The organism is Enterobacter cloacae complex sp. GF14B, assembly GCF_004136805.1.
Classification (GTDB): Bacteria; Pseudomonadota; Gammaproteobacteria; order Enterobacterales; family Enterobacteriaceae; genus Enterobacter; species Enterobacter hormaechei_C.
Genome location: NZ_QFRV01000017.1, coordinates 33,984 through 57,816 on the forward strand (window position 1 = coordinate 33,984; position 23,833 = coordinate 57,816).

A 23,833-nucleotide genomic window follows, 5' to 3' on the forward strand; every position below is an offset into this window, starting at 1 on the left:
GTTTATGGTGACGAATCGTCAGCGCTACCGTGAAAAAGTCTCCCAGATGGTCAGCTGGGGGCACTGGTTTGCCCTGTTCAACATTCTGTTGGCGATGGTGCTCGGCTGCCGTTATCTGTTTGTGGCGGACTGGCCAACCACATTAACCGGGCGCGTCTACTCGTGGATGAGCCTTGTGGGTCACTTTAGCTTTCTGGTCTTCGCCACCTATCTGCTGATCCTGTTCCCACTGACGTTTATCGTCATGTCGCAGCGGCTGATGCGCTTCCTGTCTGCCATTCTTGCAACGGCGGGCATGACGCTGTTGCTGATCGACAGCGAAGTCTTTACCCGATTCCACCTGCACCTGAATCCTGTCGTCTGGGAGCTGGTGATTAACCCGGATCAGAACGAGACCGCGCGCGACTGGCAGCTGATGTTTATCAGCGTGCCGATTATCCTGCTGATCGAAATGCTGTTCGCCACGTGGAGCTGGCAAAAACTCCGCAGTCTGACCCGACGCCGCCATTATGCGAAGCCCGTCGCGGCGCTCTTTTTCGCCTCATTTATCGGTTCGCACCTGATGTATATCTGGGCAGATGCGAACTTCTACCGCCCGATTACCATGCAGCGCGCAAACCTGCCGCTCTCCTATCCGATGACGGCGCGTCGTTTCCTCGAAAAACACGGCCTGCTGGACGCGCAGGAGTATCAGCGTCGTCTGGTCGAACAGGGTAATCCGGAAGCGGTCAGCGTGCAGTATCCCCTGAGCGATCTGAAATATCGCGACATGGGGCGCGGTCAGAACGTGCTGCTGATTACCGTCGATGGCCTGAACTATTCCCGCTATGAGAAGCAGATGCCAGCGCTGGCTGAATTCGCTGAGAACAATATCGTATTCACTCAGCATATGAGCTCCGGTAATTCGACCGACGCGGGTATTTTCGGCCTGTTCTATGGCATTTCACCGAGCTATATGGACGGCGTGCTGTCGGCCCGTATTCCGGCGGCATTGATTACCGGGCTTAATCAGCAGGGCTACCAGCTGGGGCTGTTCGCCTCTGATGGTTTCAACAGCTCGCTGTACCGCCAGGCGCTGCTGTCTGATTTCTCACTGCCCGCCGCGCAGAGCCAGTCTGACGATCGGACCGCTGACCAGTGGATAGACTGGCTGAAGCGCTATGCGCAGGAAGATAACCGCTGGTTCTCCTGGGTTGCGTTTAACGGCACAACGCTTGATGACAGCAATCAGAAAGGCTTCGCGCGCCGCTATAGCCGTGCGGCGGGCGATGTTGATGCGCAGATCGGCCGCGTGCTGACCGCCCTGCGCGACGCGGGCAAGCTGGATAATACGGTCGTGATTATCACGGCGGGGCATGGCGTGCCGCTCGGCGAGGAGGCGAAGGGCATGGAGTGGTCGCGTCCGAACCTGCATGTTCCCCTGGTGATCCACTGGCCAGGCACTCCCGCGCAGCGCATCAACATGCTGACCGACCATAAAGACGTCATGACCACGTTAATGCAGCGGCTGCTGCACGTCAGCACACCGGCAATTGAGTACTCGCAGGGCCAAGACCTCTTTAGCGCCACGCGGCGTCATAACTGGGTCACGGCTGCTGGCGGAAACACGCTGGTGGTGACCACACCGACGTTGTCCCTGGTGTTGAACAGCAACGGCAATTACCAGACGTATAGCCTCGAAGGTGAGAAGCTGAAAGACCAGAAACCGCAGCTCAGTTTGCTGTTGCAGGTGCTGACAGACGAGAAGCGCTTTATCGCTAACTGATTATTTATGAATCAGTTAGCGTTGCTTGCCCCTTGCATTCAAAAAGGAATAGAGTAGTATTCCTTTTATGCGTCGGCACGTAGCGCAGCCTGGTAGCGCACCGTCATGGGGTGTCGGGGGTCGGAGGTTCAAATCCTCTCGTGCCGACCAAAACTACACAAAAAAACCAGCCGCTTATGGCTGGTTTTTTATTGCCTGTCTCCGCATGCGCAATGCTTAGTGTTTTTCACGCCCACCGAGAAAGAAAATCCCCAGCGGAATCGCCAGCAGCACGGTGAACACCAGGCTGTAAACAAAGATCATCGCCGATTGCAGGACAAACATGCTGGTTGTCCAGGCAGAGAGCGGGATGTTGTACTGCTCAATCACGCCGACAATGGTTGCTCGCCCCACGCATGCAGCAGCAATCATAAACACAACCAGTAACGCCAGCAGGAACTTGCGGCCTTCAGGTGTCTTCAGTTTTTCCCGTACCATCTCTCCTCCCTTTACAGATAAATAACAATAATTAACGCGTAAAATAACACGATCGCCGCATCGACTCCACTACAGCATTAAACACCAATAAAAGAACACAAAAGCAGTGCATTACTCCGTTTAAAATGAAAATGTGAGTAAATTACGCCAACCATTCACGTATATTATGTTAGTCTTTCCAGGATCGTTTTAACAAAAAGGAATGACAGTGAAAAACGCACCTAAATTTGCCATCGCCCTCATCGCCGCTGCGTGCGCCAGCAGCAGTGCTTTCGCCAGCGAAACCCAGAAAGAGCAGCCGCTGGAAAAAGTTGCTCCGTATCCGCAAGCGGACAAAGGGATGAAGCGCCAGGTTATTCAGCTCCCGGCTCAGCAGGATGAAGCAAATTTCAAAGTTGAGCTGTTAATCGGCCAGACGCTGGAAGTGGACTGCAACCAGCATCGTCTGGGCGGCCAGCTGGAAAGCAAAACGCTGGAAGGCTGGGGCTATGACTACTATGTCTTCGACAAAGTAACCTCGCCAGTCTCCACCATGATGGCGTGCCCGGACGGCAAGAAAGAGAAGAAATTTATTACCGCGTATCTGGGTGATAACAGTCTGCTGCGCTATAACAGCAAGCTGCCGATCGTCGTATATACGCCGGAAAACGTGGATGTGAAATATCGCGTATGGAAGGCGGATGAGACGGTAGGACAAGCGGTAGTTCGTTAAAAATAAGTCGGGTGGCGCTCTCGCTTACCCGACCAGGAAAGGGTGCGTTCAGGTGCCCTCACCCCAACCCTCTCCCACCGGGGAAAGGGGTCCCCAGTAATTTGAAAGCAAAAGCGATAACGTTGCCTTCAGAATAACTGAAGGCTTTCAGCGATGCCCTGGTCCGGCTGTAAATCGCTGAGGCGTGTCCTGTAGGCCGGGGCGAGGCGCAGGGATGCGCCGAGAGGGCGGGCTTTACAGGGATGTTACCTCCGCCCGTCCCCGATAAGCCGGAAGGAATAAGCCGAAGGCACCGCGAAGCGGCGATTTACCGCCGGAAGCCCGGGTCGCCAGGGTGGTGGCGACTGAGCCACCCTGGCACGTTCACCGGTCATGTCGTGACAGAGTAGCAAGGAACATAACGTGAACGGAATGACCACCAGAGCCGTATGTTCCCCCTCACCCCAGCCCTCTCCCTCAAGGGAGAGGGGGCCGTCTGTGCAGGCATTATTTTGTGGGGAACCCTCAGCCCACCGGGAGAGGGAGAAAACACTAGAAACGGTAACGGATGTTACCGTTTTGCGTTTATCTTACAGCGCGATATCCGCTACCGGCTTGCTTTCCGCCTGAGGCTTCAGCTCTGCCTTTGGCGCAGCATCCGCAGCCTGCGGTTTGACGTATTGCAGTTGCAGAACGCGGCTGGTGTATTCCAGCTCTTGTTCCGTGGCCTCAACGTTACCGTTCAGCTTCGTACCGTAGGATGGAATAATGGTTTTCAGCTTCGCCTGCCATTCCGGGCTGGATACTTTGTCTTTAAACACTTTTTCCATCAGGTGCAGCATGATTGGCGCAGCGGTAGACGCCCCCGGAGATGCCCCCAGCAGCGCGGCAATGGTGCCATCCTTATCGCTTACCACTTCGGTACCCAGACGCAACACGCCGCCCTCTTTCGGATCGCGTTTGATGATCTGCACACGCTGACCTGCCTGCCACAGACGCCAGTCTTCTTTCTTCGCCTGCGGATAGTACTCTTTCAGCGCCTCGAAGCGTTCTTCATCAGAGAGCATCACCTGGCTAATCAGGTATTTCACCAGATCGAAGTTATCCAGCCCCACGTCCATCATTGGCTTGACGTTTGACGTTGTGGTCGCGCTCAACAGATCCCACAGGGAACCGTTTTTCAGGAACTTGGTGGAGAATGTGGCGAACGGCCCGAACAGCACTACACGCTTACCGTCCAGCATGCGGGTGTCGATATGCGGAACGGACATCGGTGGTGCGCCCACAGAGGCCTGACCGTACACTTTCGCCAGATGACGGTTAACCACTTCCGGGTTTTCCGACACCAGGAACTGGCCGCCAACCGGGAAGCCCGCGTAGTCGTCCGCTTCCGGAATACCGGACTCCTGCAACAGTTTCAGCGCTGCGCCGCCCGCACCGATAAACACGAACTTGGCCTTAATCACATGTTCGGCTTCGTTGTTTTTCAGATCGGCAACGGTCACGCTCCAGCTGTTATCCGCATTGCGCTTGAAACCACGCACTTCGGAGCTGAGTTGCAGGTTAAAGTTCTCTTTTTTCTTCAGAGAGGCCACCAGCTGACGGGTGATTTCACCGTAGTTAACGTCAGTACCAATTTCAGTGCGGGTCGCCGCCACTTTCTGGTTCGGATCGCGGCCTTCCATGACCAGCGGCGCCCACTCTTTGATTTGAGCGTGATCTTCAGAGTATTTCATCCCGCGGAAAAGCGTGCTCTGTTGCAGGGCAGCGTAGCGCGCGCGCAGGAAGTTGACGTTTTGATCGCCCCACACAAAGCTCATGTGCGGTACGGTGTTGATGAAGGAGTGCGGATTGTGCAACACACCGCTGTTCACCTGGTGAGACCAGAACTGACGTGAGATCTGGAACGCTTCGTTGATCTCTACCGCCTTCTCGATACTAATGGAACCGTCCTTTTTCTGCGGCGTATAGTTCAGTTCCATGAGTGCCGAGTGCCCCGTCCCGGCGTTGTTCCAGCCGTTAGAGCTTTCCTGTGCCACGCCATCGAGGCGCTCGACCATGGTCATGGACCAGTTCGGCTCTAATTCCTGAAGATACGTTCCCAGCGTGGCGCTCATGATGCCGCCACCAATTAAAAGGACATCCGTTTCCTGCTCTTTTGGTGCGTCAGCCTTCGCCGCCAGCGAGACGGCGTTCAGCCCCACGGCCAGAGAAAAGAGCACGGCAGTCATTTTTTTCATCATTTATGCCTTAGTTGAATAGTGCTTGATGCGTGGAAATTACAGGTGAAACACGCTGCGGTGGCACGGTAGCAACTTTTAAATATTGTTTAAAGGTTACGAAATTATTGTAATTGTGAAATTTAATGATGGATTGTTTGTAGGGTTTTGGCAGACAGGCTGGCACCAGACGATTTTCCTGGCTATGATGCTGCACTTTGTGATCGCGCGCACGGAAGCCTGCCCCTACCAGCGAATTGTTATGTCATTACCCCACTCGTCTGTACCTCAAGAAGGCCATGTCGCCACTGTTTTACGTTCGCCTCACCGTCTGATGCGCGAAACCCTGGCCGGTGTGATTACCGCGCTGGCGCTGATCCCGGAAGTGATTTCGTTTTCCGTGGTCGCGGGCGTGGATCCGAAAGTGAGTCTTATCGCCTCCGTGGTGCTCTGTTTCGCCCTTTCCCTGCTCGGCGGGCGTCCGGCCATGGTGACGGCGGCGGCAGGTTCCGTCGCGCTGGTGATTGGCCCGATGGTCCATCAACACGGCGTACAGTACATTCTGCCCGCGGTGGTGATGGCAGGCATGATTCAGATCCTGTTCGGCGCGCTGGGTATGGCGCGGCTGATGCGCTTTATTCCCCAGTCGGTGATGACCGGGTTTGTTAACGCCCTTGGCATCTTGATTTTCTTTGCCCAGGTGCCCCATTTCTGGAGCCGAAGCCCGCTGATTGTGGGCCTGTTCGTGCTGACGCTGCTGATTGTGCTGTGGGTGCCACGCTATATCAAAAGCGTGCCCTCCCCGCTGATTGCCATTGTGCTGCTGACTTTGTTCACCGTCACCAGCGGGCAAATTCTGCCGACGGTAGGGGATGAAGGCTCCATGAGCGGCGGTTTGCCGGGCTTTACGCAACTGCTGGTGCCGCTCAATCTGGAAACCCTGAGCATTATCTGGCCGTGCGCGCTAAGTATCGCTTTCGTTGGCCTGCTGGAATCCTTGCTGACGGCAAAACTGGTGGATGAACTGACCGCGACCCCCTCCAGTAAGCGTCGCGAGAGCATCGGTCTGGGCGTGGGGAATATTATGGCCGGGTTCTACGGTGGCATTGCGGGCTGCGCGATGATTGGGCAGACCATCGTAAACGTGGAGATGGGGAAAGGCAGAAGCCGTATCTCCACCCTTGCGGCGGGTATCGTACTGCTGGTGCTGGTTACGGCGCTCAGCGAGGTGATGGCCAAAATCCCGATGGCGGTACTGGCGGGTATTATGGCCATTGTGGCCGTCAAGACCTTTAGCTGGCATAGCGTTCAGCCCGGAACGCTGAAAAACGCGCCGGTGGCTGAAACCGTCGTGATGCTGGTGACGGTTGTGGCAACGGTTTACACCGGCAACCTGGCGATTGGCGTGCTGGGCGGGATTGTGATGATGTTCATCCTCCCTGCCCGACTTAAGCAAAAAGCACTGGCTACAGAAGAAAAATCGTCGCCAGTCCAAGAAAAATAAAGAAACCGCCGGTATCGGTAATGGCGGTGATCATCACGCTCGACCCCACCGCGGGGTCGCGCCCCAGCCGGGTCATCGTCAATGGGATAATCACGCCCATCATCGCCGCCACCAGCAGGTTCAGCACCATCGCCAGCATCATGACCCCGCCCAGCGCCATATCATCGTACAGCCACCAGGTAATACCGCCCATGATGCCGCCCCAGACCAGGCCGTTAATCAGCGCGACGCCCATCTCCCTGAAAATCAGCCACGAAAAATTACCCGGCTGAATGTTTTCCAGCGCCAGGGCGCGAACGATCATGGTGATAGTCTGGTTGCCGGTGTTCCCGCCGATCCCCGCCACAATCGGCATCAGCGACGCCAGGGCCACCAGCTGGGAAATGGTATGTTCGAAGCCGTCAATAACGCGGGACGCCACGAACGCGGTGCATAAATTGATGGCGAGCCACGCCCAGCGGGTTTTGACGGCCTTGCCGACGGAGGCATGAACATCGTCTTCGGCACTGATCCCGCCAAGGGCTCGCAGGTCGTTATCGGTCTCTTCATAGACCACGTCAACGATCTCATCGATGGTCAGACGCCCCATCAGCTTGCCCACCGAATCCACCACCGCCGCGCTCACCAGGTCATCACGTTCGAAAGTACGCGCCGCTTTTTCGGCATCGTCTTCCGGCGAGAAGACCATCGGCTCGGTTTCCATGACCTCACTCACCCGCTGCTGGGTGCTGTTCAGCAGGATCGTTTTCAGCTCCAGCTCCCCGAGCAGGGTTTTATCCCGCGAGGTGACGAACAGTTTATCGGTGTTGTCCGGCATACTGCCCAGGCGACGAAGATAGCGCTGCACCGTCCCCAGGGTGACGTCCGGACGCACGGTGATGACGCCAAACTCCATGATCGCGCCGACGCTGTTTTTCTCGTAGTGCATCACCTGACGCACGCGCGCCCGCTCTTCGGCAGGCAGGGAAGCCAGCAGGCGTCCGGTCAGGTTTCGCGGAAGGTGCTGTACAAGGTAGATCTGCTCGTCGATATCCAGCGTTTGCAGTGCGTCAAGAATGTCCCGGTCGCTCATCTCATCGATAAGGTCATCCCAGACGTTTTCCGAGGCTTCAAGCAGCACCTGACCACGCTCGTGATCCTGCACCAGCCGCCACAGGGCGTGGCGCTCCTCGGAAGGCAATGCCTCCAGGGTGTCCGCCAGATCCGGAGGTGGTAAATGTGCAACCAGCGCACCTACCTCAGCAATATCGTCGGCCAGCGTGCCGACATCATATTGCTCAGCCAGGGTTAGCTTACCCAATAACGTTGACGTGACCGCTTTATCAGTCGTCAGGAGCCAGATGAGCCGCGCACGCTCCTGGTCACGCTGCCTGGCGCTGTTTTTCTTTAATACCGACATCAATCATAAATCCATTAAATGAGTTGGCGTTAAGCATAGCGCGGGGATATGTAAATAAGAATAAACGGCGGGTCGGGATGGAGAAAAAAACGGCATATATGAAAAAATTAGTGTGCCGGGGTTCACCCGGCACAATTGCAATCAGGCCGTACGCGCCACCGCGTCCCGTGACGCCGCATCGCGCTCATCGCCGGTCAGCTCGCTCAGCTTGCCGTCGCGCATCTCCAGCAGACGGTCGGCGTGAATGAAGTAGTGATCGTCATGGCTGATGGCAAAAATGGTTTTTCCCATCGCCTGCATCAGCGGCAGCAGGACCTGATAAAACTCGCGACGGAAGTGCGGGTCCTGATCGGCGGCCCATTCATCCAGAAGGATGATGTCGCGCTCTTCGGCCAGCGCCAGCAGCAGCGCCACGCGCTTCTTCTGCCCTTTCGACAGCTTGAGATTCAGGATTTTGCCATCCTGAAGCTCCAGCTTGTGCGACATTTGCAGGTGCGCAAGCCACTTCTCCACCAGCGCCGGATCCGCCTGCTGCCCTTCCGGTCCCAGCAGCCGGTCGAACAGCCAGACGTCGGTAAATACCGCCGAGAAGAGCTTGCGGTAGTCCTCCGGTTTCTCCGCGCTCAGCGCTTTACCATCCAGCAAAATTTCACCCGACTGCGGCTGATAGAGGCCCGTCAGCAGCATCGCCAGCGTGGATTTGCCGCTGCCGTTACCGCCGATCAGGAACAGGAGTTCGCCGCGGTGAATGGTCAGGTTGATCGGCCCCACTGAGAAGGCGTTATCCTGATAGCGGAAGGTAACGTTACGCAGCTCCAGCGTTTGCCAGTTCGGGAAGGCCTGCGGGCGCGGGAACTCAGCCTTAAACGGCGCAAGGTCGAACTTCTTCAGCTTGTTGAAGGCCACCTGTGCGCTCAGCAGCGTCGGCAGTGCGCCAACGGCCGACAGCAGCGGCGTGCGTAAAAACAGCAGCGTCAGGGAGTAGGTTGCCGCCACGTTGGTATCCGCCCACCCCAGGCTGTTCGCCATCCAGAACACCAGGCCAATCGCGCCCAGCATCATGATGTTGGACCAGTTCACAGCGCTCAGGTGGAACGTATCGGCGCGAATAATGTGATGACGATATTCGTGCGCATCCGGGATATAGAGATGGTTGAAGATATGTTCGGCGCGCTCGCGGTTCAGCGTCAGCTCTTTACGCCCTTCCAGCACCGTCTGGTAATCGTTATAGAGCTTGTCTTCCGTTTCGCGCAGCACCGCCATGTGCTTATAGACGCGTGATACCAGCAGGAACCCGCCCCAGATGGTAATAACAATCCACAGCGCCGTTACCGCCAGCATTTTGCTGGAGAGCCAGGCGAGATAGGCTGCCGAGCCAAAGGTCAGGATGATCCCCTGCACCAGCTCCGGCAGGCGCACAAAGGCGATGGTAATGGCGCGCACATCGCTGGTCAGCCCCGCCAGCAGAGAAGCACTTCCCAGCTGTTCGATGCGTTCCACTTGAGTATCAAGGATCCGTTTGATGAACTCACTGCGCAGACGGAAAACGAAGTGGTGGCCGAGCGCGGTCAGCGCCAGCTGTGACCCGAGCGTGACTGCCATCAGCAGCAGCAGTAAACCCAGAAATTCCGGCAGGACGGAGAGTGACGTGTCGACCATTTCGATCAAACGCACGTTAATGAAGGCAATCAGGCCGATCCCCAGCGCCGCGCTGGCAAGGCTTAACGCCATCACCGCGATAAAAGGCCAGCGATACTGCCGCCAGACAAGAAGAAGTAGTTGCATGCAGAGCAATCCGGACAAGAAAAATCAGCCAGCAGTGTAAACTGCCTTTCACACACATCAAGAATAATTCTTATTTTTATTCTCTGTACGCTGCCTGGCGGAACGTGAGGTTGTAGCGAAACGCCCCCGCCACCGGGTGATCGCCTGGTTTAAGCGGCTGAATACCGTGATAAAAAAGCCGTGATTCACCGCCCCAGACCACCACATCGCCATGCTCCAGCATCAGCCGTTTGAGCGGGTCGTTGCGCCGCAGGCCGCCAAACTGAAAGACAGCGGGCAGCCCAAGGGATACCGAGACAATCGGCGCGCGCAGGTCCGGCTCGTCCTTATCCTGATGCAAGGAGAGCTTTGCCCCAACGGCATAGCGGTTAATAAGACAGGCATCGGGTCGAAAATCAGGATAGCCGGCCGCCACGGCGGCATCATGACACAGCGCCTGAAACGCCTCCGGCATCGGCGGCCACGGCTGATCCGTCAGCGGATCGTACGCGGCATATACATAGCCCCGCTCATTCGTCGCCCATCCCAGTTCGCCGCAGTTGGTCATCGCCACGGACATGGTATACCCGCCTGGCGTAACCATATGGCGAAACGGCGAACGGGTGGTGACGGCTTTAATGCCGTCGAACAGCGCCGCCGCGCGGGAAAGCGCGAAGCGTCTCAGGATCGTCGCCCCCGGCGCGAGCGACTCCTGCCAGGGTTCAGCATCAGCAAAAAGATCGAGCATTATTCCTCCGGGTTGTTCGCCTCACGTTTCAACAATAGCACCTTACGCGCTGCGCCCCAGCGATAACCCGACAGCGCACCGTCGTTACGCACCACGCGGTGACAGGGGATGACTATCGCCAGTTTGTTGGCACCGCAGGCCCCCGCCACGGCACGTACGGCATTGGGTTTACCAATGGCCTTTGCCACCTGCTGATAGCTTGCCGTTTCACCGCAGGGGATAGCCCGCAGCGCCTGCCAGACCTGCTGCTGGAAGGCGGTACCCCGGATATCCAGCGGCAGCGTCAGCGACGTCGCGCGGCTGTCGACAGAGGCAATCACCTGACGAACACGCCCGGCAAATGCGCCTTCCATCGGTTCACGGACGGCAAGCGGAAACAGTGACAGCAGCTCAGCCGTCAGCCCGGCGTCGTCATCACCCAGCAGTATTGCGCAGATCCCGCGCTCGCTTTCCGCCACCAGACAGCGGCCCAGCGAGCAGTCACTGATGGCATAGCGGACCGCAGCCTCTCCGTTGCGGTACTGTTTTGCCGTCATGCCCAGCGCGCCGTTGGCTTTACGGTAGTAACTGCTGCCGTCCGGAAAGCCAGCGGCCAGTACGGCGTCGGTGATTTTACCGCCCAGTGCAAGCAGGCTGCGCAGGCGTTGTTCACGCGCGGCCTGCTGCCATGCTTTCGGCGTCATGCCGGTGACGGATTTAAACAAGCGGTGGAAATGGAACGGACTCATGGCAACCTGCTGCGCCAGTGCCTCCAGGTTCAGCGAGGCATCCTGTTCAAGCAGTCGACAGGCCAGCGCAATGTTGGCCTTTTTCTGTGCCATTGGGTCGCCCTGGTCCGGCCTACAGCGCTTACAGGGGCGGAAACCCGCCTGCGCGGCCTGGTGAGCATCAGGATAAAAGCAGACATTTTTACGCAGCGCGTGGCGGGCGCGACAGGACGGACGACAATAAATGCCGGTCGTCTGCACGGCAAAGACAAACTGGTTATCCGCACGCGGATCGCGGGCCAGTACGGCCTGCCAGCGATCCTCATCGGTAAGATAGGTTGTGTTTTTCATCATCGGCTCCTCTCACAAGCATACGCTCAGCTTGCCTGAACGCCACCGAACAAAAACCCGCAACCTTGCTTTTTAATTTTTTTCGCTCACCAGGAAGCTGTTGAACTGCGGCGAACTCCAGGTTTTAAATCCGTCAGCCTCTTTAGTGATCATATAGACGGCCAGCCCTTCCTGACGCACTACCTCTTTGGCCTTCTCCGTGCCGAGCACCATCAATCCGGTATCCCAGGCATCCGCCTCCAGCGCGGTTGGGGCTATCACCGTCACGGACACCAGGTTATGGGTAATCGGGCGTCCGGTTTGCGGATCAATCACGTGCGAGATACGTTTGCCATCCAGCTCGTAATAGTTGCGGTAGCTTCCGGAGGTGCTGATACCATGCCCGTTGATGTCGACAATCGCCTGCACCGCGTTTTGCTGATCGGTTGGTTTTTGGATGGCCACTCGCCACGGCCTGCCGCTGGCGTTCATGCCCCGGCTGACGAGCGCGCCCCCGACGGAAACCAGATAACGCGGAATGCCTTCCTGCGCCATCAGGGCCGCGAGATGATCCGCAGCATACCCCTCGCCTACCGTGGAGAGATCCACAAACAGGTCGGGAATATCTTTTTGCAGGTATTGCTGACCATACTGGGAGATCACCGTCAGATGCTGTAACCCTGTACGCGCGCGGGCGTCGTCGATGGCGGCTTGATCGGGTGTAGTCACCGGCTGCTTGTTGGGGCCAAATCCCCACAGGTTCACGAGCGGCCCCACGGTCACATCCATTGCGCCGTTGGTTTTGTAGCCCACGCGCATGGCTTCCGTGACGATATCGGCCATTGCTTCGCTCACCGGCCACAGCGAGGTGCTGCTGGAGCGATTGAAACGCATCAGCGCTGAGTCATTTTTATAGGTAGAGAGTAGCTGATCGTCGGCATCCAGCTGCGCCTGAATTTTACCGCGTAATTCTTCAGCGCGGGATTTATCAATATCCATCACGCTGACGCGCCAGAAGGTCCCCATGGTTTTCCCTTCCAGCACCGTCGCGGCGGGTGCGTCGATTTTTGCGGGCTGTGTGGAAGAGTCACACGCGGTCAGGAGTAAAAAAGTCGCCAGAACGCTGGCGCGTAAAAAAGTCATATCCATTGGTTATTATCCTCATGCCAGGGCGGCAAGAGTACACTAAAACAGCGTATTTGTAAGACCCTAAAAAAGCATGAAAAAAGGGGCCTGTTGGCCCCTTTGTCGCTGTATGAGCAATTAGAACTGGTAAACCAGACCCAGCGCGACGATATCGTCAGTACCGATACCTGCTGCGCGAGTGAAGTCGTTCTCATCAACCAGGTTGATTTTGTAATCAACGTAGGTGGACATGTTTTTGTTGAAGTAGTAAGTCGCGCCAACATCAACATATTTCAGCAGATCCTGGTCGCCGTAGCCGTTTTCCAGGTCCTTACCTTTAGATTGCAGGTATGCCACGGATGGACGCAGACCGAAGTCGAACTGATACTGCGCAACCACTTCGAAGTTCTGCGCTTTGTTAGCCCAGCCCAGGTCGCCCGCACGGGTCGCGTTGTAAGTCTGAGTATACTGTGCAGCCAGGTAGATGTTGTTCGCGTCATATTTCAGACCACCGGTGTAAGTCTCTGCGCGATCGCCTTCACCGTAGTAGCCCGCAGCGTTCTGGTCAGCAGTACGTTTAGAACTGGTGACTGCCGTACCGATAGCGAAGCCTTCGCCCAGATCATAGGTCAGAGAGCCGCCGTAGCCATCACCGTTCTGACGCAGTGCCTCACGACCGTTGTTGGTCTGGCCTTCGCCGCTTGCGCTGCCGTTTTTACCCTGGTACTGCAACGCGAAGTTCAGACCATCAACCAGACCGAAGAAGTCCTGGTTACGGTAGGTCGCGAAGCCGTTACCACGCTGCTGCATGAAGTTGTCAGAACCGTAGGTATCGCCGCCGAATTCCGGCAGAACGTCGGTCCAGGAAGTTACATCGTAAACAACGCCGTAGTTACGACCATAGTCGAATGAACCCGCATCAGCGAATTTCAGACCTGCGAACGCCACACGCGTCCATGAGTTGTTTTCGTTCTCACCAGAGTTACCCTGGATCTGGTATTCCCACTGGCCGTAACCGGTCAGCTGGTCGTTAACCTGAGTTTCGCCTTTGAAGCCCAGACGCATGTAGGTCTGGTCGCCGTCTGCACTGTCGTCATCAGAGAAATAGTGCAGGCCATCCACTTTACCGTACAGATCTAATTTGTTGCCGTCTTTGTTATAAATTTCAGCCGCATTTGCTGCGCCTGCCACCAGCAGAGCTGGTACCAGGAGGGACAGTACTTTAACTTTCATTTTATTAACCCTCTGTTATATGCCTTATTATTTACCACTGCTTACTGGTCAACCCTCTTAACCAGTCGGCAAGTTCATTCTCCTCAAAAATGCAGAATAATCCAACAGGAATATGATACGAAAACTTTGAAGATGTTTCACTTTACCATCAAGATGTTTCAATTTGTAAATTTGGAGGAACTTTTACAGAGCATTAATAGTTTAAAAATATAGCACGGATAATCAAAACAAAAATATATCGCATTAAATTCAGCAAATTGCCGTAAAAAACAGTACAGCACTGAATGACAAAAAAATTCCCTTCAACACCACTAAAATAACCCTCGCTATCATCATTAACTTTATTTATTACCGTCATTCAGTTCTGAATGTCTGTTTATCCCTAATTGAACCGGATGCTTCGCATTCGGTTTTTTTTTACCTTTCTTTACGTCAACCTACATTTAATGTGCTACCGCTGGGTAATGATAACGACTATTAACTAAATCCCGAATACGGCTTGCACTTAATTGTTTTTATGCTATCGAAATTAATTTCTTGTTTATTCGTGCTATTTTTCTGCCGGTGCGACGGCGTATTTATACATTTCACGGGGTTTTGTACACCTTTCACCCGGGGACGTTGAAGCCGGTTACCCGGATAAAAAGTCAAGGTTATACCGATAACGACGCTGGAAATTCAGTTATTACCCTTTATACTGCCCTATCCCATTACCGCGCGGCCATTACGGGTTAAACACATCGATGAGTCAGACTGAAACTACCGCCCCGAGCAAATTCTCCCTTCTACCGGGCAGCATCACCCGTTTCTTTCTTCTGTTGATCGTTGTGCTGTTAGTCACAATGGGAGTGATGATCCAGAGCGCCGTTAACACCTGGCTTAAAGATAAAAGCTATCAAATCGTCGATATCACCCATGCGGTGCATAAGCGCATTGATACGTGGCGCTATGCGACCTGGCAAATCTACGACAATATCGCTGCCGCGCCCGCCACCTCATCAGGCGAAGGGTTGCAGGAAACGCGCCTTAAGCAGGATGTGTATTACCTTGAAAAACCGCAGCGCAAGACGGAAGCCCTGATTTTCGGCTCGCACGACAGCGCAACGCTTGAGATGACGCAGCGGATCTCCTCCTATCTGGACACCCTGTGGGGCGCCGAGACCGTACCGTGGTCAATGTATTACCTGAACGGTCAGGACAACAGCATGATCCTGATCTCAACCCTGCCGCTTAAGGATCTCTCGTCGGGCTTTAAAGAGACCACCGTTGGCAGTATTGTCGATTCCCGTCGGGCAGAAATGCTGCAACAGGCCAACGCGCTGGACGAGCGCGAAAGTTTCTCGTCATTACGCCGTCTTGCCTGGCAGAATGGTCACTACTTTACGCTGCGAACCACCTTTAACCAGCCGGGCCATCTGGCGACCGTGGTTGCCTTCGACCTGCCGATTAACGATCTCATCCCACCGGATATGCCGCTGGACAGCTTCCGTCTGGAGCCAGACAATAGCACCCAAAATATGCGCTCGCCGTCGGATAAAGAAGGCGCGGACAGCGTAGCGATCTCATTTAATGGCTCAAAGATTGAGATTGCCTCATCGCTCAACTCAACCGGTATGCGTCTGGTGTGGCAGGTGCCTTTTGGCACCCTGATGCTTGATACTCTGCAAAACATTCTGCTGCCGCTGCTGCTGAATATCGGCCTGCTGGCGCTGGCGCTGTTTGGTTACAGCACCTTCCGTTTCCAGTCGGGCCGCCAGAGCGACTCGACGTCGGTATCAGCCGGGACCAGCAACGAGCTGCGCATTCTTCGTGCCCTGAATGAAGAGATTATTTCCGTGCTGCCGCTTGGGGTGCTCGTTCACGATCAGGAGGCAAACCGCACGGTAATGAGCAATAAAATTGCCGATCACCTTCTGCCGCATCTTAACCTGCAAAATATTACGGCCATGGCGGACCAGCATCAGGGTGTCATCCAGGCCACCATTAATAATGAACTGTATGAGATCCGTCAGTTCCGCAGTCAGGTCGCGTCGCGCACGCAAATCTTCATCATTCGCGATCAGGATCGCGAAGTGCTGGTGAATAAAAAGCTCAAGCAGGCGCAAAGACTGTACGAGAAAAACCAGCATGGCCGCGCCGCGTTTATGCAAAATATTGGCGATGCCTTTAAACAGCCGTTGAAGTCACTCGCCACGCAGATTGCTGATCTGAGCACGCCAGAAAGCCGACAGCTAAGCAGCCAGGCCGATTCACTGGTTCGTCTGGTGGACGAAATCCAGCTTGCGAACATGCTGGAGAATGACATCTGGAAGGGCACCCCTACGCTCTTCTCCATCCAGGACCTGATTGATGAGGTGGTGCCGGAAGTCCTGCCGGTGATCAAGCGCAAGGGACTCCAGCTGCTGATCAACAACCATTTACCGGCCAACGACGAACGTCATGGCGATCGCGATGCCCTGCGTCGCATCCTGATGATGTTGATTCAGTATGCCGTCACCACGACGCAGATCGGCAAGATCACCCTTGAAGTCAGCACCGATGAGTCCACCGACGATCGTCTGACGTTCCGCATCCTTGATACGGGTGAAGGCGTGACCGTGAGCGAAATTGATAACCTGCACTTCCCGTTCCTGAACGATACCCAGCGCGACCACTACGGTAAGGCGAATGCCCTCACCTTCTGGCTTTGCGATCAGCTGGCGCGTAAGCTGGGCGGTCATCTGAACATTAAGGCGCGCGAATCCCTCGGCACCCGCTACTCTTTACACGTTAAAATGGCGGCGAATCCACAGGAAGAGGATGAAGAGCGTCTGCTGGACGATGTGGTGGTGATGGTGGATGTGACCTCCAGTGAGATCCGAAATATCGTCGTACGTCAGCTGGAAAACTGGGGTGCGTCCTGCATTACCCCGGACGAAAGGCTCGCGAGTCAAGAATTTGATCTATTTTTAACTGATAATCCGTCTAATCTTACTGCCTCAGGCTTGCTTTTAAGCGATGATGAGCCAGGCGTGCGGAAAATCGGCCCTGGGCAGCTGCGCGTCAACTTTAATATGAGCAATGCAATGCAGGAAGCTGTATTACAACTGATTGAAGAGAATCTGGCGCAGGAAGAGATCCTGGAGTCACCGTTAGGCGGCGATGAAAATGCCGAACTCCATGCCAGCGGATATTATTCGCTCTTCGTTGATACAGTACCAGATGATGTTAAGCGGTTGTATACTGAGTCCGCTGCGCAGGATTTTGCAGCGCTGGCACAGACAGCACACCGGCTTAAAGGGGTGTTTGCCATGCTTAATCTGGTTCCCGGCAAGCAGTTATGTGAAACGCTGGAACATCTAATTCGTGAGAAAGATGCCTCTGGCATTGAAAAATACATCAGCGACATTGACGCTTACGTCAAGAGCTTGCTGTAGCAAGGTAGCCTTATACATGAACAATATGAACGTAATTATTGCCGATGACCATCCGATTGTACTGTTCGGTATTCGCAAATCACTTGAACAGATCGAGTGGGTGAATGTAGTCGGTGAATTTGAAGATTCCACAGCCCTCATTAACAACCTGCCTAAACTTGATGCGCACGTGCTCATTACCGATCTCTCCATGCCTGGAGATAAATACGGTGATGGGATCACGCTCATCAAATACATTAAACGCCACTTCCCGGACATTTCGATCATTGTTCTGACCATGAACAATAACCCGGCGATCCTGAGCGCCGTTCTGGATCTCGATATTGAAGGGATTGTACTGAAACAAGGCGCACCTACCGATCTGCCAAAAGCGCTGGCGGCGCTACAGAAAGGGAAGAAATTCACTCCTGAGAGCGTCTCACGCCTGCTTGAAAAAATCAGCGCGGGTGGTTATGGCGACAAGCGTCTCTCGCCTAAAGAGAGTGAAGTTCTGCGTCTGTTCGCTGAAGGTTTCCTGGTCACTGAAATCGCCAAGAAGCTGAACCGCAGTATTAAAACCATCAGTAGCCAGAAAAAATCCGCGATGATGAAGCTGGGTGTGGATAACGATATCGCCCTGCTGAACTATCTCTCTTCCGTGACGCTGAGCGCAACGGACAAAGACTGATCCTCGCTGTCTATGCCGGGTGGCGCTCGCGCTTACCCGGCCTACAAACCCCGCAGGCCCGCGCAAGCGCAGCGCCGCCGGGCACATAAAAAAGGCCCTTTCGGGCCTTTTTTATTGTCTCGCTTTTCGTACCCGCTCCGCATAGACGGATAGCGTCTGCTTCAGTACATCCAGCGTGACCGGCTTCGACAGGCAGCTGTCCATTCCCGACTCCAGACAGCGCTGCTTCTCCTCCGCCAGCGCGTTGGCTGTCACCCCCACCACCGGCAGCGTCAGCCCCAGCTGCCGGATACGCTGCGTCAGACGGTAGCCGTCCATGTTAGGCATGTTCACATCGCTGAGCACAATATCAATATGGTTCTTACTTAAGACATTCAGGGCATCCACGCCATCATTGGCCGTTTTACACTGATAGCCCAGAGAGCCAAGCTGGTCTGCGAGCAGACGACGGTTAATCGGATGATCGTCGACGACCAGAATCATCATATCGTCGTTCACCGACGCCAGCTCATCAGGGGAAGCCAGCACGGTGGCGCCGTCGCTGTCTTCAAGCTGCACGCTGTAAATGCGCGCCAGCAAGCCCAGCAGCTCGTGCGGTGTCGCCACGCTGTGCACCCATACTCCAGGCGAACGCTCAAGCGGAATACCGATATGACGGCGGCAGAACATCACCACGCCGCGCCCCGCCCACGCCTGTTCCGGCTCAACGTCGGTGATCAGCATGTCATCCGCGCCCGGCGTCTGGCCTTCGTAGCGCGAAACCCGCACGCCGCTGCTGGCCAGCATTGAGGTCAGGAAATCATGTAAGGAGGCGTTGTGCACCGCCAGCCAGCAGTGCTTATCGCTCAGGCCGTCGACCGTGGTTTTCGCCGGATAATGCGCCGAATAGAGCGGAATACGAATGGTGAACTGGCTGCCCATACCCGGCTCAGTATCGACGGAGATATCCCCGTCCATCATGCTGATAAGCTTCTCGCAAATCGCCAGACCTAGCCCGGTCCCCTGAAAATTACGCTGGACGCCGGTTCCCACCTGGAAGAACGGATCGAACAGGCGAACAACTTCTTTCGCCGGAATCCCCACCCCCGTGTCGCGCACGCGAATGGTCAGGTACTCCCCTGCCCGACAGACGTGCAGCACAATACAGCCGATATCGGTGAATTTGATGGCGTTGCTCAGCAGGTTTGAGATGACCTGTTGCAGACGCATCGGATCGCCATGCAGCGTCAGGGGCACATCCGGCTCGATAAAGCAGTACAGCCCAAGCTGTTTACGCACCACCAGCGGCAGATAGTTAGCGCAGATATGGTTCATCACCTCGCGCGGGGAGAACTCGCGCGGCTCTATTTTCAACTGCTCGGATTCAATTTTAGAGAAGTCGAGAATATCGCTGATGATTTTCAGCAGCAGGCTGGACGAGTTGTTCATGGCCGTCACCAGCCGGTCGACCCCTTTCGGCAGCTCTTTGGTCTGGAGCAGATCGAGGTTACCGATAATACCGTACAGCGGCGTACGCAGCTCATGGCTGACGGTCGCGAGGAACATCGATTTCGACTGACTGGCCTGCTCCGCCGCCTGCGCCATATCCTGCAACGACTCTTCCATTTTCACGCGCGCAGAGACGTCCACCAGCACGCAAATCGCCACGTTTTCATTACGGTAGCGCGAATGGACAAAGCTGATTTGCAGGTTGGTGTGGGTGCTGGTCAGCACATCCACAAAGTTAACCTGTTGCCCACAGATGATCTGCGTTAACCGCTGACGGTCTTCATGCGTTAGCATGTTCAGGTAGTTATGGGCAAGCTCGTTACTGAGGATATTTGTCCCGTCCTGAGTACGCAGGATGCAGATCCCCACCGGTGCCGAGGCGACAATTTTACGGTTAAACTGCTCGTGCTCCTCCAGACGCTGAGCATCCGCCTCCGCCGGAATAAAGATCCGCCGCTCATACATTCTCGCCAGCATAAACAGCGCGACGCCTACCGCGATGTTCAGCAAAATGGCGTTAAGGATCAGGATGCGAATGCGCTCCAGGACCTTGTCCACCGGCAGCGAGTAGACAATGCTCAGCGACGATGGCGGTAAACTTTTCTTCAGCACCAGCTCGCGGAACCCGGAGGTATAGCCAAACCATGACCGCTCCTGCATCCAGCTGGGTTCCACCTTCAGGCGGTTTTCAGGCCCGGTAAGGGAGATGAGCGGATGGCCGTTTTCATCCAGAATGGTCACGCCCATCGGCAGACTGCCCGGCGTGAAGAAGTTTTCCATGCGGATGGTTTGTTCAATCCCCAGCAGCGCTTGCAGGCGGTTTCCGAGGTAAACCGGAGTCAGGGCATAGAAATAGCCGACCCCCATGCGCGGCCCCTGGCTTATCCAGAAGATGTTGTTCCCGCGCTCTTCCTGAGGCGCATTACGGTATTTCACTATGCGCTCATGCAGGCTTTTCAGCGCGTCTTCGCGTTCGACGGGCATATCCCGCAGGCCGAAATCCGCCATGCAGAGATTTTCGTTGCTAATCAGGTAGACACGGTTCAGATCGTAAGCGGCCGAGAAGTTATCGCGCCAGTAGCGCATAAACCATGACAGGGACTCCAGTGAACCACGCCAGGCTTTGCCCATGGCGGAACAATCGGAATCCGGGAAGAGCGGTTCGAAATCAGGCACTTCGGTTTTTTCATCCCGACCGCGGATGGCAAGAATGCCGTTCTCCGCCGTCAGTCGATTCTCAGCAATATACTTAAGCTCTTTCATCACGTCAGACGTACGCTGGATATAGCGCTGAGCCTGATCCGAGCTCAAATTAAACTCCTGGCGGATCTCCGCTTCTTTCTGGTGTAACGCGTTAACGATGTAAAACACCGAGAGCAGTGCCACCAGCAACCATAGCAGTAGCGCAAGCGCCCGAAACAGATAGCGGGAGACTTTTAACGTGGTACGAAAGGAGACGAGGTATTTCAAAGGGGCGAGGCTCCGCCGTCGGGGTCAAAAAGAATGTGGTTAAGGTAGCGGTAAACGCGGCTTGTCGCAACGTTCACTTGTCTGCTTGCGCAAAACAAAAGGGCCGGAAACCGGCCCTTTATGCGTCAGGAGACGTTACTCGTCAGCGTCATCCGCTGCTTCATCATCGGTGTCCGCTTCCGGGGCGATTTCATCATCCCCTTCCGCGACGCTGCCGTCGATAGAGTCAAGCTCTTCGTCATCCACCGGCTCAGCAACGCGTTGCAGACCGACGACGTTTTCATCTTCCGCAGTGCGGATGAGGATAACGCCCTGGGTGTTACGACCTACCACGCTGATCTCTGACACGCGGGTACGCACCAGCGTACCGGCATCGGTGATCATCATGATCTGGTCCGCGTCGTCCACCTGCACCGCGCCAACAACGGAACCGTTGCGCTCGGTCACTTTGATGGAGATAACGCCCTGCGTGCCGCGAGACTTGGTCGGGTATTCGCTTTCCGCCGTACGTTTACCGTAGCCGTTCTGGGTGACGGTCAGGATTGCGCCTTCGCCACGAGGAACGATCAGGGAAACAACGGAGTCTTCACCCGCCAGCTTGATACCACGCACGCCGGTCGCCGTACGACCCATTGCGCGCACGGCGTTCTCTTTAAAGCGCACCACTTTACCGGCGGCAGAGAAGAGCATCACTTCATCAGAACCGGACGTCAGATCCACGCCGATCAGTTCGTCGCCTTCGTTCAGGTTCACCGCGATAATCCCGGCAGAACGTGGACGGCTGAACTCGGTCAGTGCGGTTTTCTTCACGGTACCGCTCGCGGTCGCCATAAAGACGTTCACGCCCTCTTCGTACTCGCGTACCGGCAGTATGGCGGTGATACGTTCGTTCGCTTCCAGCGGCAGCAGGTTGACGATTGGACGTCCACGCGCGCCACGGCTTGCTTCCGGCAGCTGATAGACTTTCATCCAGTACAGACGGCCCCGGCTGGAGAAGCAGAGGATCGTGTCATGGGTGTTGGCCACCAGCAGACGATCAATGAAGTCTTCTTCTTTAATACGCGCCGCAGATTTGCCTTTACCGCCCCGACGCTGAGCTTCGTAGTCGGTCAACGGCTGATACTTCACGTAGCCCTGGTGAGACAGCGTCACTACCACGTCTTCGCGGTTGATCAGATCTTCAATGTTGATATCAGAGCTGTTGGCCGTGATTTCGGTGCGACGCTCATCGCCGAACTGATCGCGAACCAGCTCCAGCTCTTCACGGATCACTTCCATCAGGCGCTCTGCGCTACCCAGGATATGCAGCAGCTCGGCAATCTGCTCCAGCAGCTCTTTGTACTCGTCGAGCAGTTTTTCATGCTCAAGGCCGGTCAGTTTCTGCAAACGCAGATCCAGAATCGCCTGGGCCTGCTGTTCAGTCAGGTAGTACTGACCGTCACGCACGCCGAATTCCGGCTCCAGCCACTCAGGACGCGCAGCGTCATCGCCGGCACGTTCCAGCATCGCCGCCACGTTGCCCAGATCCCATGGACGCGCAACCAGCGACGCCTTCGCTTCTGCTGGCGTCGGCGCACGGCGGATCAGCTCGATGATCGGGTCGATGTTCGCCAGCGCAACGGCCAGTGCTTCAAGGATATGGGCACGGTCGCGCGCTTTGCGCAGTTCGAAGATGGTACGGCGAGTCACCACTTCACGGCGGTGACGCACGAACGCGCTCAGGATCTCTTTCAGGTTCATGATCTTCGGCTGGCCATGGTGCAGCGCAACCATGTTGATACCGAAGGAGACCTGAAGCTGAGTCTGGGAGTAAAGGTTGTTCAACACAACTTCACCCACCGCGTCGCGCTTGATTTCAATCACGATGCGCATACCGTCTTTGTCAGACTCGTCACGCAGCGCGCTGATGCCTTCAACGCGTTTTTCTTTTACCAGCTCGGCGATTTTTTCAATCAGTCGCGCTTTGTTCACCTGATACGGGATCTCGTGAACAATAATGGTTTCACGGCCGGTTTTGGCGTCCGCTTCCACTTCGGCGCGGGCACGGATGTAAATCTTGCCGCGACCGGTACGGTACGCTTCTTCAATACCGCGACGGCCATTGATGATTGCCGCCGTCGGGAAGTCCGGGCCCGGGATGTGTTCCATCAGCCCTTCAATGCTGATGTCTTCATCGTCAATGTAGGCCAGGCAGCCGTTGATCACTTCCGTGATATTGTGCGGCGGAATGTTGGTTGCCATACCGACGGCGATACCGGACGAACCGTTCACCAGCAGGTTTGGGATCTTCGTTGGCATGACGTCAGGAATTTTTTCCGTGCCGTCGTAGTTATCAACGAAATCAACCGTCTCTTTTTCCAGGTCAGCCATCAGCTCATGGGCAATCTTCGCCAGACGGATTTCCGTATAACGCATTGCCGCGGCGGAGTCGCCGTCGATAGAACCAAAGTTACCCTGACCATCTACCAGCATGTAACGCAGCGAGAAGGGCTGCGCCATACGGACAATGGTGTCGTACACCGCGGAATCACCATGAGGATGGTATTTACCGATTACGTCACCAACGACACGGGCAGATTTTTTGTAGGCTTTATTCCAGTCATTGCCCAATACGTTCATGGCGTATAGTACGCGACGGTGTACCGGCTTCAGGCCATCGCGGACGTCCGGCAGCGCACGGCCAACAATGACCGACATCGCATAGTCCAGATAGGAGCTTTTCAGCTCTTCCTCGATGTTAACCGGTGTAATTTCTCTCGCAAGGTCGCTCATCTAACCGCTATCCCTCTACTGTATCCCGGATTCAAAGGTCGCAAATTATAACACAGCC

At 55.5% G+C, this 23,833-nt stretch carries 15 protein-coding genes and 1 tRNA gene; 6 read left to right on the forward strand and 10 right to left on the reverse strand.

The window, feature by feature from the left end:
• Positions 1 to 4 precede the first annotated feature (4 nt).
• Together yejM and DD606_RS08410 are read left to right on the forward strand one after the other, a co-directional pair.
• Positions 5 to 1,765 carry an LPS biosynthesis-modulating metalloenzyme YejM gene (gene yejM / locus DD606_RS08405; protein WP_047054729.1) on the forward strand — a complete coding sequence of 587 codons (1,761 nt, stop codon included), beginning with the start codon at positions 5 to 7 and terminating at the stop codon, positions 1,763 to 1,765.
• Positions 1,766 to 1,838: 73 nt separating this feature from the next.
• Positions 1,839 to 1,915, forward strand: a tRNA-Pro gene (locus tag DD606_RS08410).
• Positions 1,916 to 1,981: 66 nt separating this feature from the next.
• Here DD606_RS08410 and DD606_RS08415 read toward each other — a convergent pair.
• Entirely contained in the window at positions 1,982 to 2,242 is a 261-nt protein-coding gene (locus tag DD606_RS08415) for a DUF2534 family protein (RefSeq protein ID WP_006811332.1), read from the reverse strand.
• Positions 2,243 to 2,444: 202 nt separating this feature from the next.
• Here DD606_RS08415 and eco point away from each other — a divergent pair, with 202 nt between their 5' ends.
• Positions 2,445 to 2,954, forward strand: a complete 510-nt coding sequence (gene eco / locus DD606_RS08420) for a serine protease inhibitor ecotin (protein WP_032609713.1) — start codon at positions 2,445 to 2,447, stop codon at positions 2,952 to 2,954.
• 569 nt (positions 2,955 to 3,523) lie between these two features.
• On the opposite strand, the gene mqo is transcribed toward eco, so the two are convergent.
• Positions 3,524 to 5,173 (reverse strand): malate dehydrogenase (quinone), encoded by a 1,650-nt coding sequence (gene mqo / locus DD606_RS08430; protein ID WP_003859385.1) that lies wholly within the window; start codon positions 5,171 to 5,173, stop codon positions 3,524 to 3,526.
• Between the two features lie 187 nt (positions 5,174 to 5,360).
• Between mqo and DD606_RS08435 the strand changes: the two genes are divergently transcribed.
• Complete coding sequence (locus tag DD606_RS08435) at positions 5,361 to 6,656, forward strand: SulP family inorganic anion transporter (RefSeq protein WP_032610259.1); 1,296 nt, start codon at positions 5,361 to 5,363, stop codon at positions 6,654 to 6,656.
• Here DD606_RS08435 and mgtE read toward each other — a convergent pair.
• The 6 genes from mgtE to DD606_RS08465 form a co-directional block, all read right to left on the reverse strand.
• Positions 6,619 to 8,055 carry a magnesium transporter gene (gene mgtE / locus DD606_RS08440; RefSeq protein WP_006811337.1) on the reverse strand — a complete coding sequence of 479 codons (1,437 nt, stop codon included), beginning with the start codon at positions 8,053 to 8,055 and terminating at the stop codon, positions 6,619 to 6,621. The genes DD606_RS08435 and mgtE overlap by 38 nt on opposite strands.
• Before the next feature lie 141 nt (positions 8,056 to 8,196).
• The gene (locus DD606_RS08445; protein ID WP_003859392.1) at positions 8,197 to 9,840 is read right to left on the reverse strand and encodes a multidrug ABC transporter permease/ATP-binding protein; all 1,644 of its coding nucleotides are present in this window, start codon (positions 9,838 to 9,840) and stop codon (positions 8,197 to 8,199) included.
• A 76-nt stretch (positions 9,841 to 9,916) separates the two neighbouring features.
• Positions 9,917 to 10,567: a DNA oxidative demethylase AlkB gene (gene alkB / locus DD606_RS08450; RefSeq protein WP_045343033.1), complete on the reverse strand. Its 651-nt coding sequence runs from the start codon at positions 10,565 to 10,567 to the stop codon at positions 9,917 to 9,919.
• On the reverse strand, positions 10,567 to 11,625 hold the full coding sequence (gene ada, locus DD606_RS08455; protein WP_049126144.1) for a bifunctional DNA-binding transcriptional regulator/O6-methylguanine-DNA methyltransferase Ada: 1,059 nt from the start codon (positions 11,623 to 11,625) through the stop codon (positions 10,567 to 10,569). Before ada ends, alkB begins: the two co-directional genes overlap by 1 nt.
• 72 nt (positions 11,626 to 11,697) lie before the next feature.
• Positions 11,698 to 12,753, reverse strand: coding sequence for an FAD:protein FMN transferase ApbE (gene apbE / locus DD606_RS08460; RefSeq protein ID WP_003859399.1), 1,056 nt, complete (start codon positions 12,751 to 12,753; stop codon positions 11,698 to 11,700).
• A gap of 114 nt (positions 12,754 to 12,867) precedes the next feature.
• Positions 12,868 to 13,962 carry a porin OmpC gene (locus tag DD606_RS08465; RefSeq protein WP_003859401.1) on the reverse strand — a complete coding sequence of 365 codons (1,095 nt, stop codon included), beginning with the start codon at positions 13,960 to 13,962 and terminating at the stop codon, positions 12,868 to 12,870.
• A 743-nt stretch (positions 13,963 to 14,705) separates the two neighbouring features.
• Between DD606_RS08465 and rcsD the strand changes: the two genes are divergently transcribed.
• Together rcsD and rcsB are read left to right on the forward strand one after the other, a co-directional pair.
• Positions 14,706 to 17,378: a phosphotransferase RcsD gene (rcsD, locus tag DD606_RS08470; RefSeq protein WP_003859403.1), complete on the forward strand. Its 2,673-nt coding sequence runs from the start codon at positions 14,706 to 14,708 to the stop codon at positions 17,376 to 17,378.
• A gap of 16 nt (positions 17,379 to 17,394) precedes the next feature.
• On the forward strand, positions 17,395 to 18,045 hold the full coding sequence (gene rcsB / locus DD606_RS08475; protein ID WP_003859405.1) for a response regulator transcription factor RcsB: 651 nt from the start codon (positions 17,395 to 17,397) through the stop codon (positions 18,043 to 18,045).
• Between the two features lie 111 nt (positions 18,046 to 18,156).
• Here rcsB and rcsC read toward each other — a convergent pair whose 3' ends face one another.
• Together rcsC and gyrA are read right to left on the reverse strand one after the other, a co-directional pair.
• Positions 18,157 to 21,003, reverse strand: a complete 2,847-nt coding sequence (rcsC, locus tag DD606_RS08480; RefSeq protein ID WP_059356627.1) for a two-component system sensor histidine kinase RcsC — start codon at positions 21,001 to 21,003, stop codon at positions 18,157 to 18,159.
• Positions 21,004 to 21,138: 135 nt separating this feature from the next.
• Positions 21,139 to 23,775: a DNA topoisomerase (ATP-hydrolyzing) subunit A gene (gene gyrA / locus DD606_RS08485; protein ID WP_015572288.1), complete on the reverse strand. Its 2,637-nt coding sequence runs from the start codon at positions 23,773 to 23,775 to the stop codon at positions 21,139 to 21,141.
• Between the last annotated feature and the right edge of the window lie 58 nt (positions 23,776 to 23,833).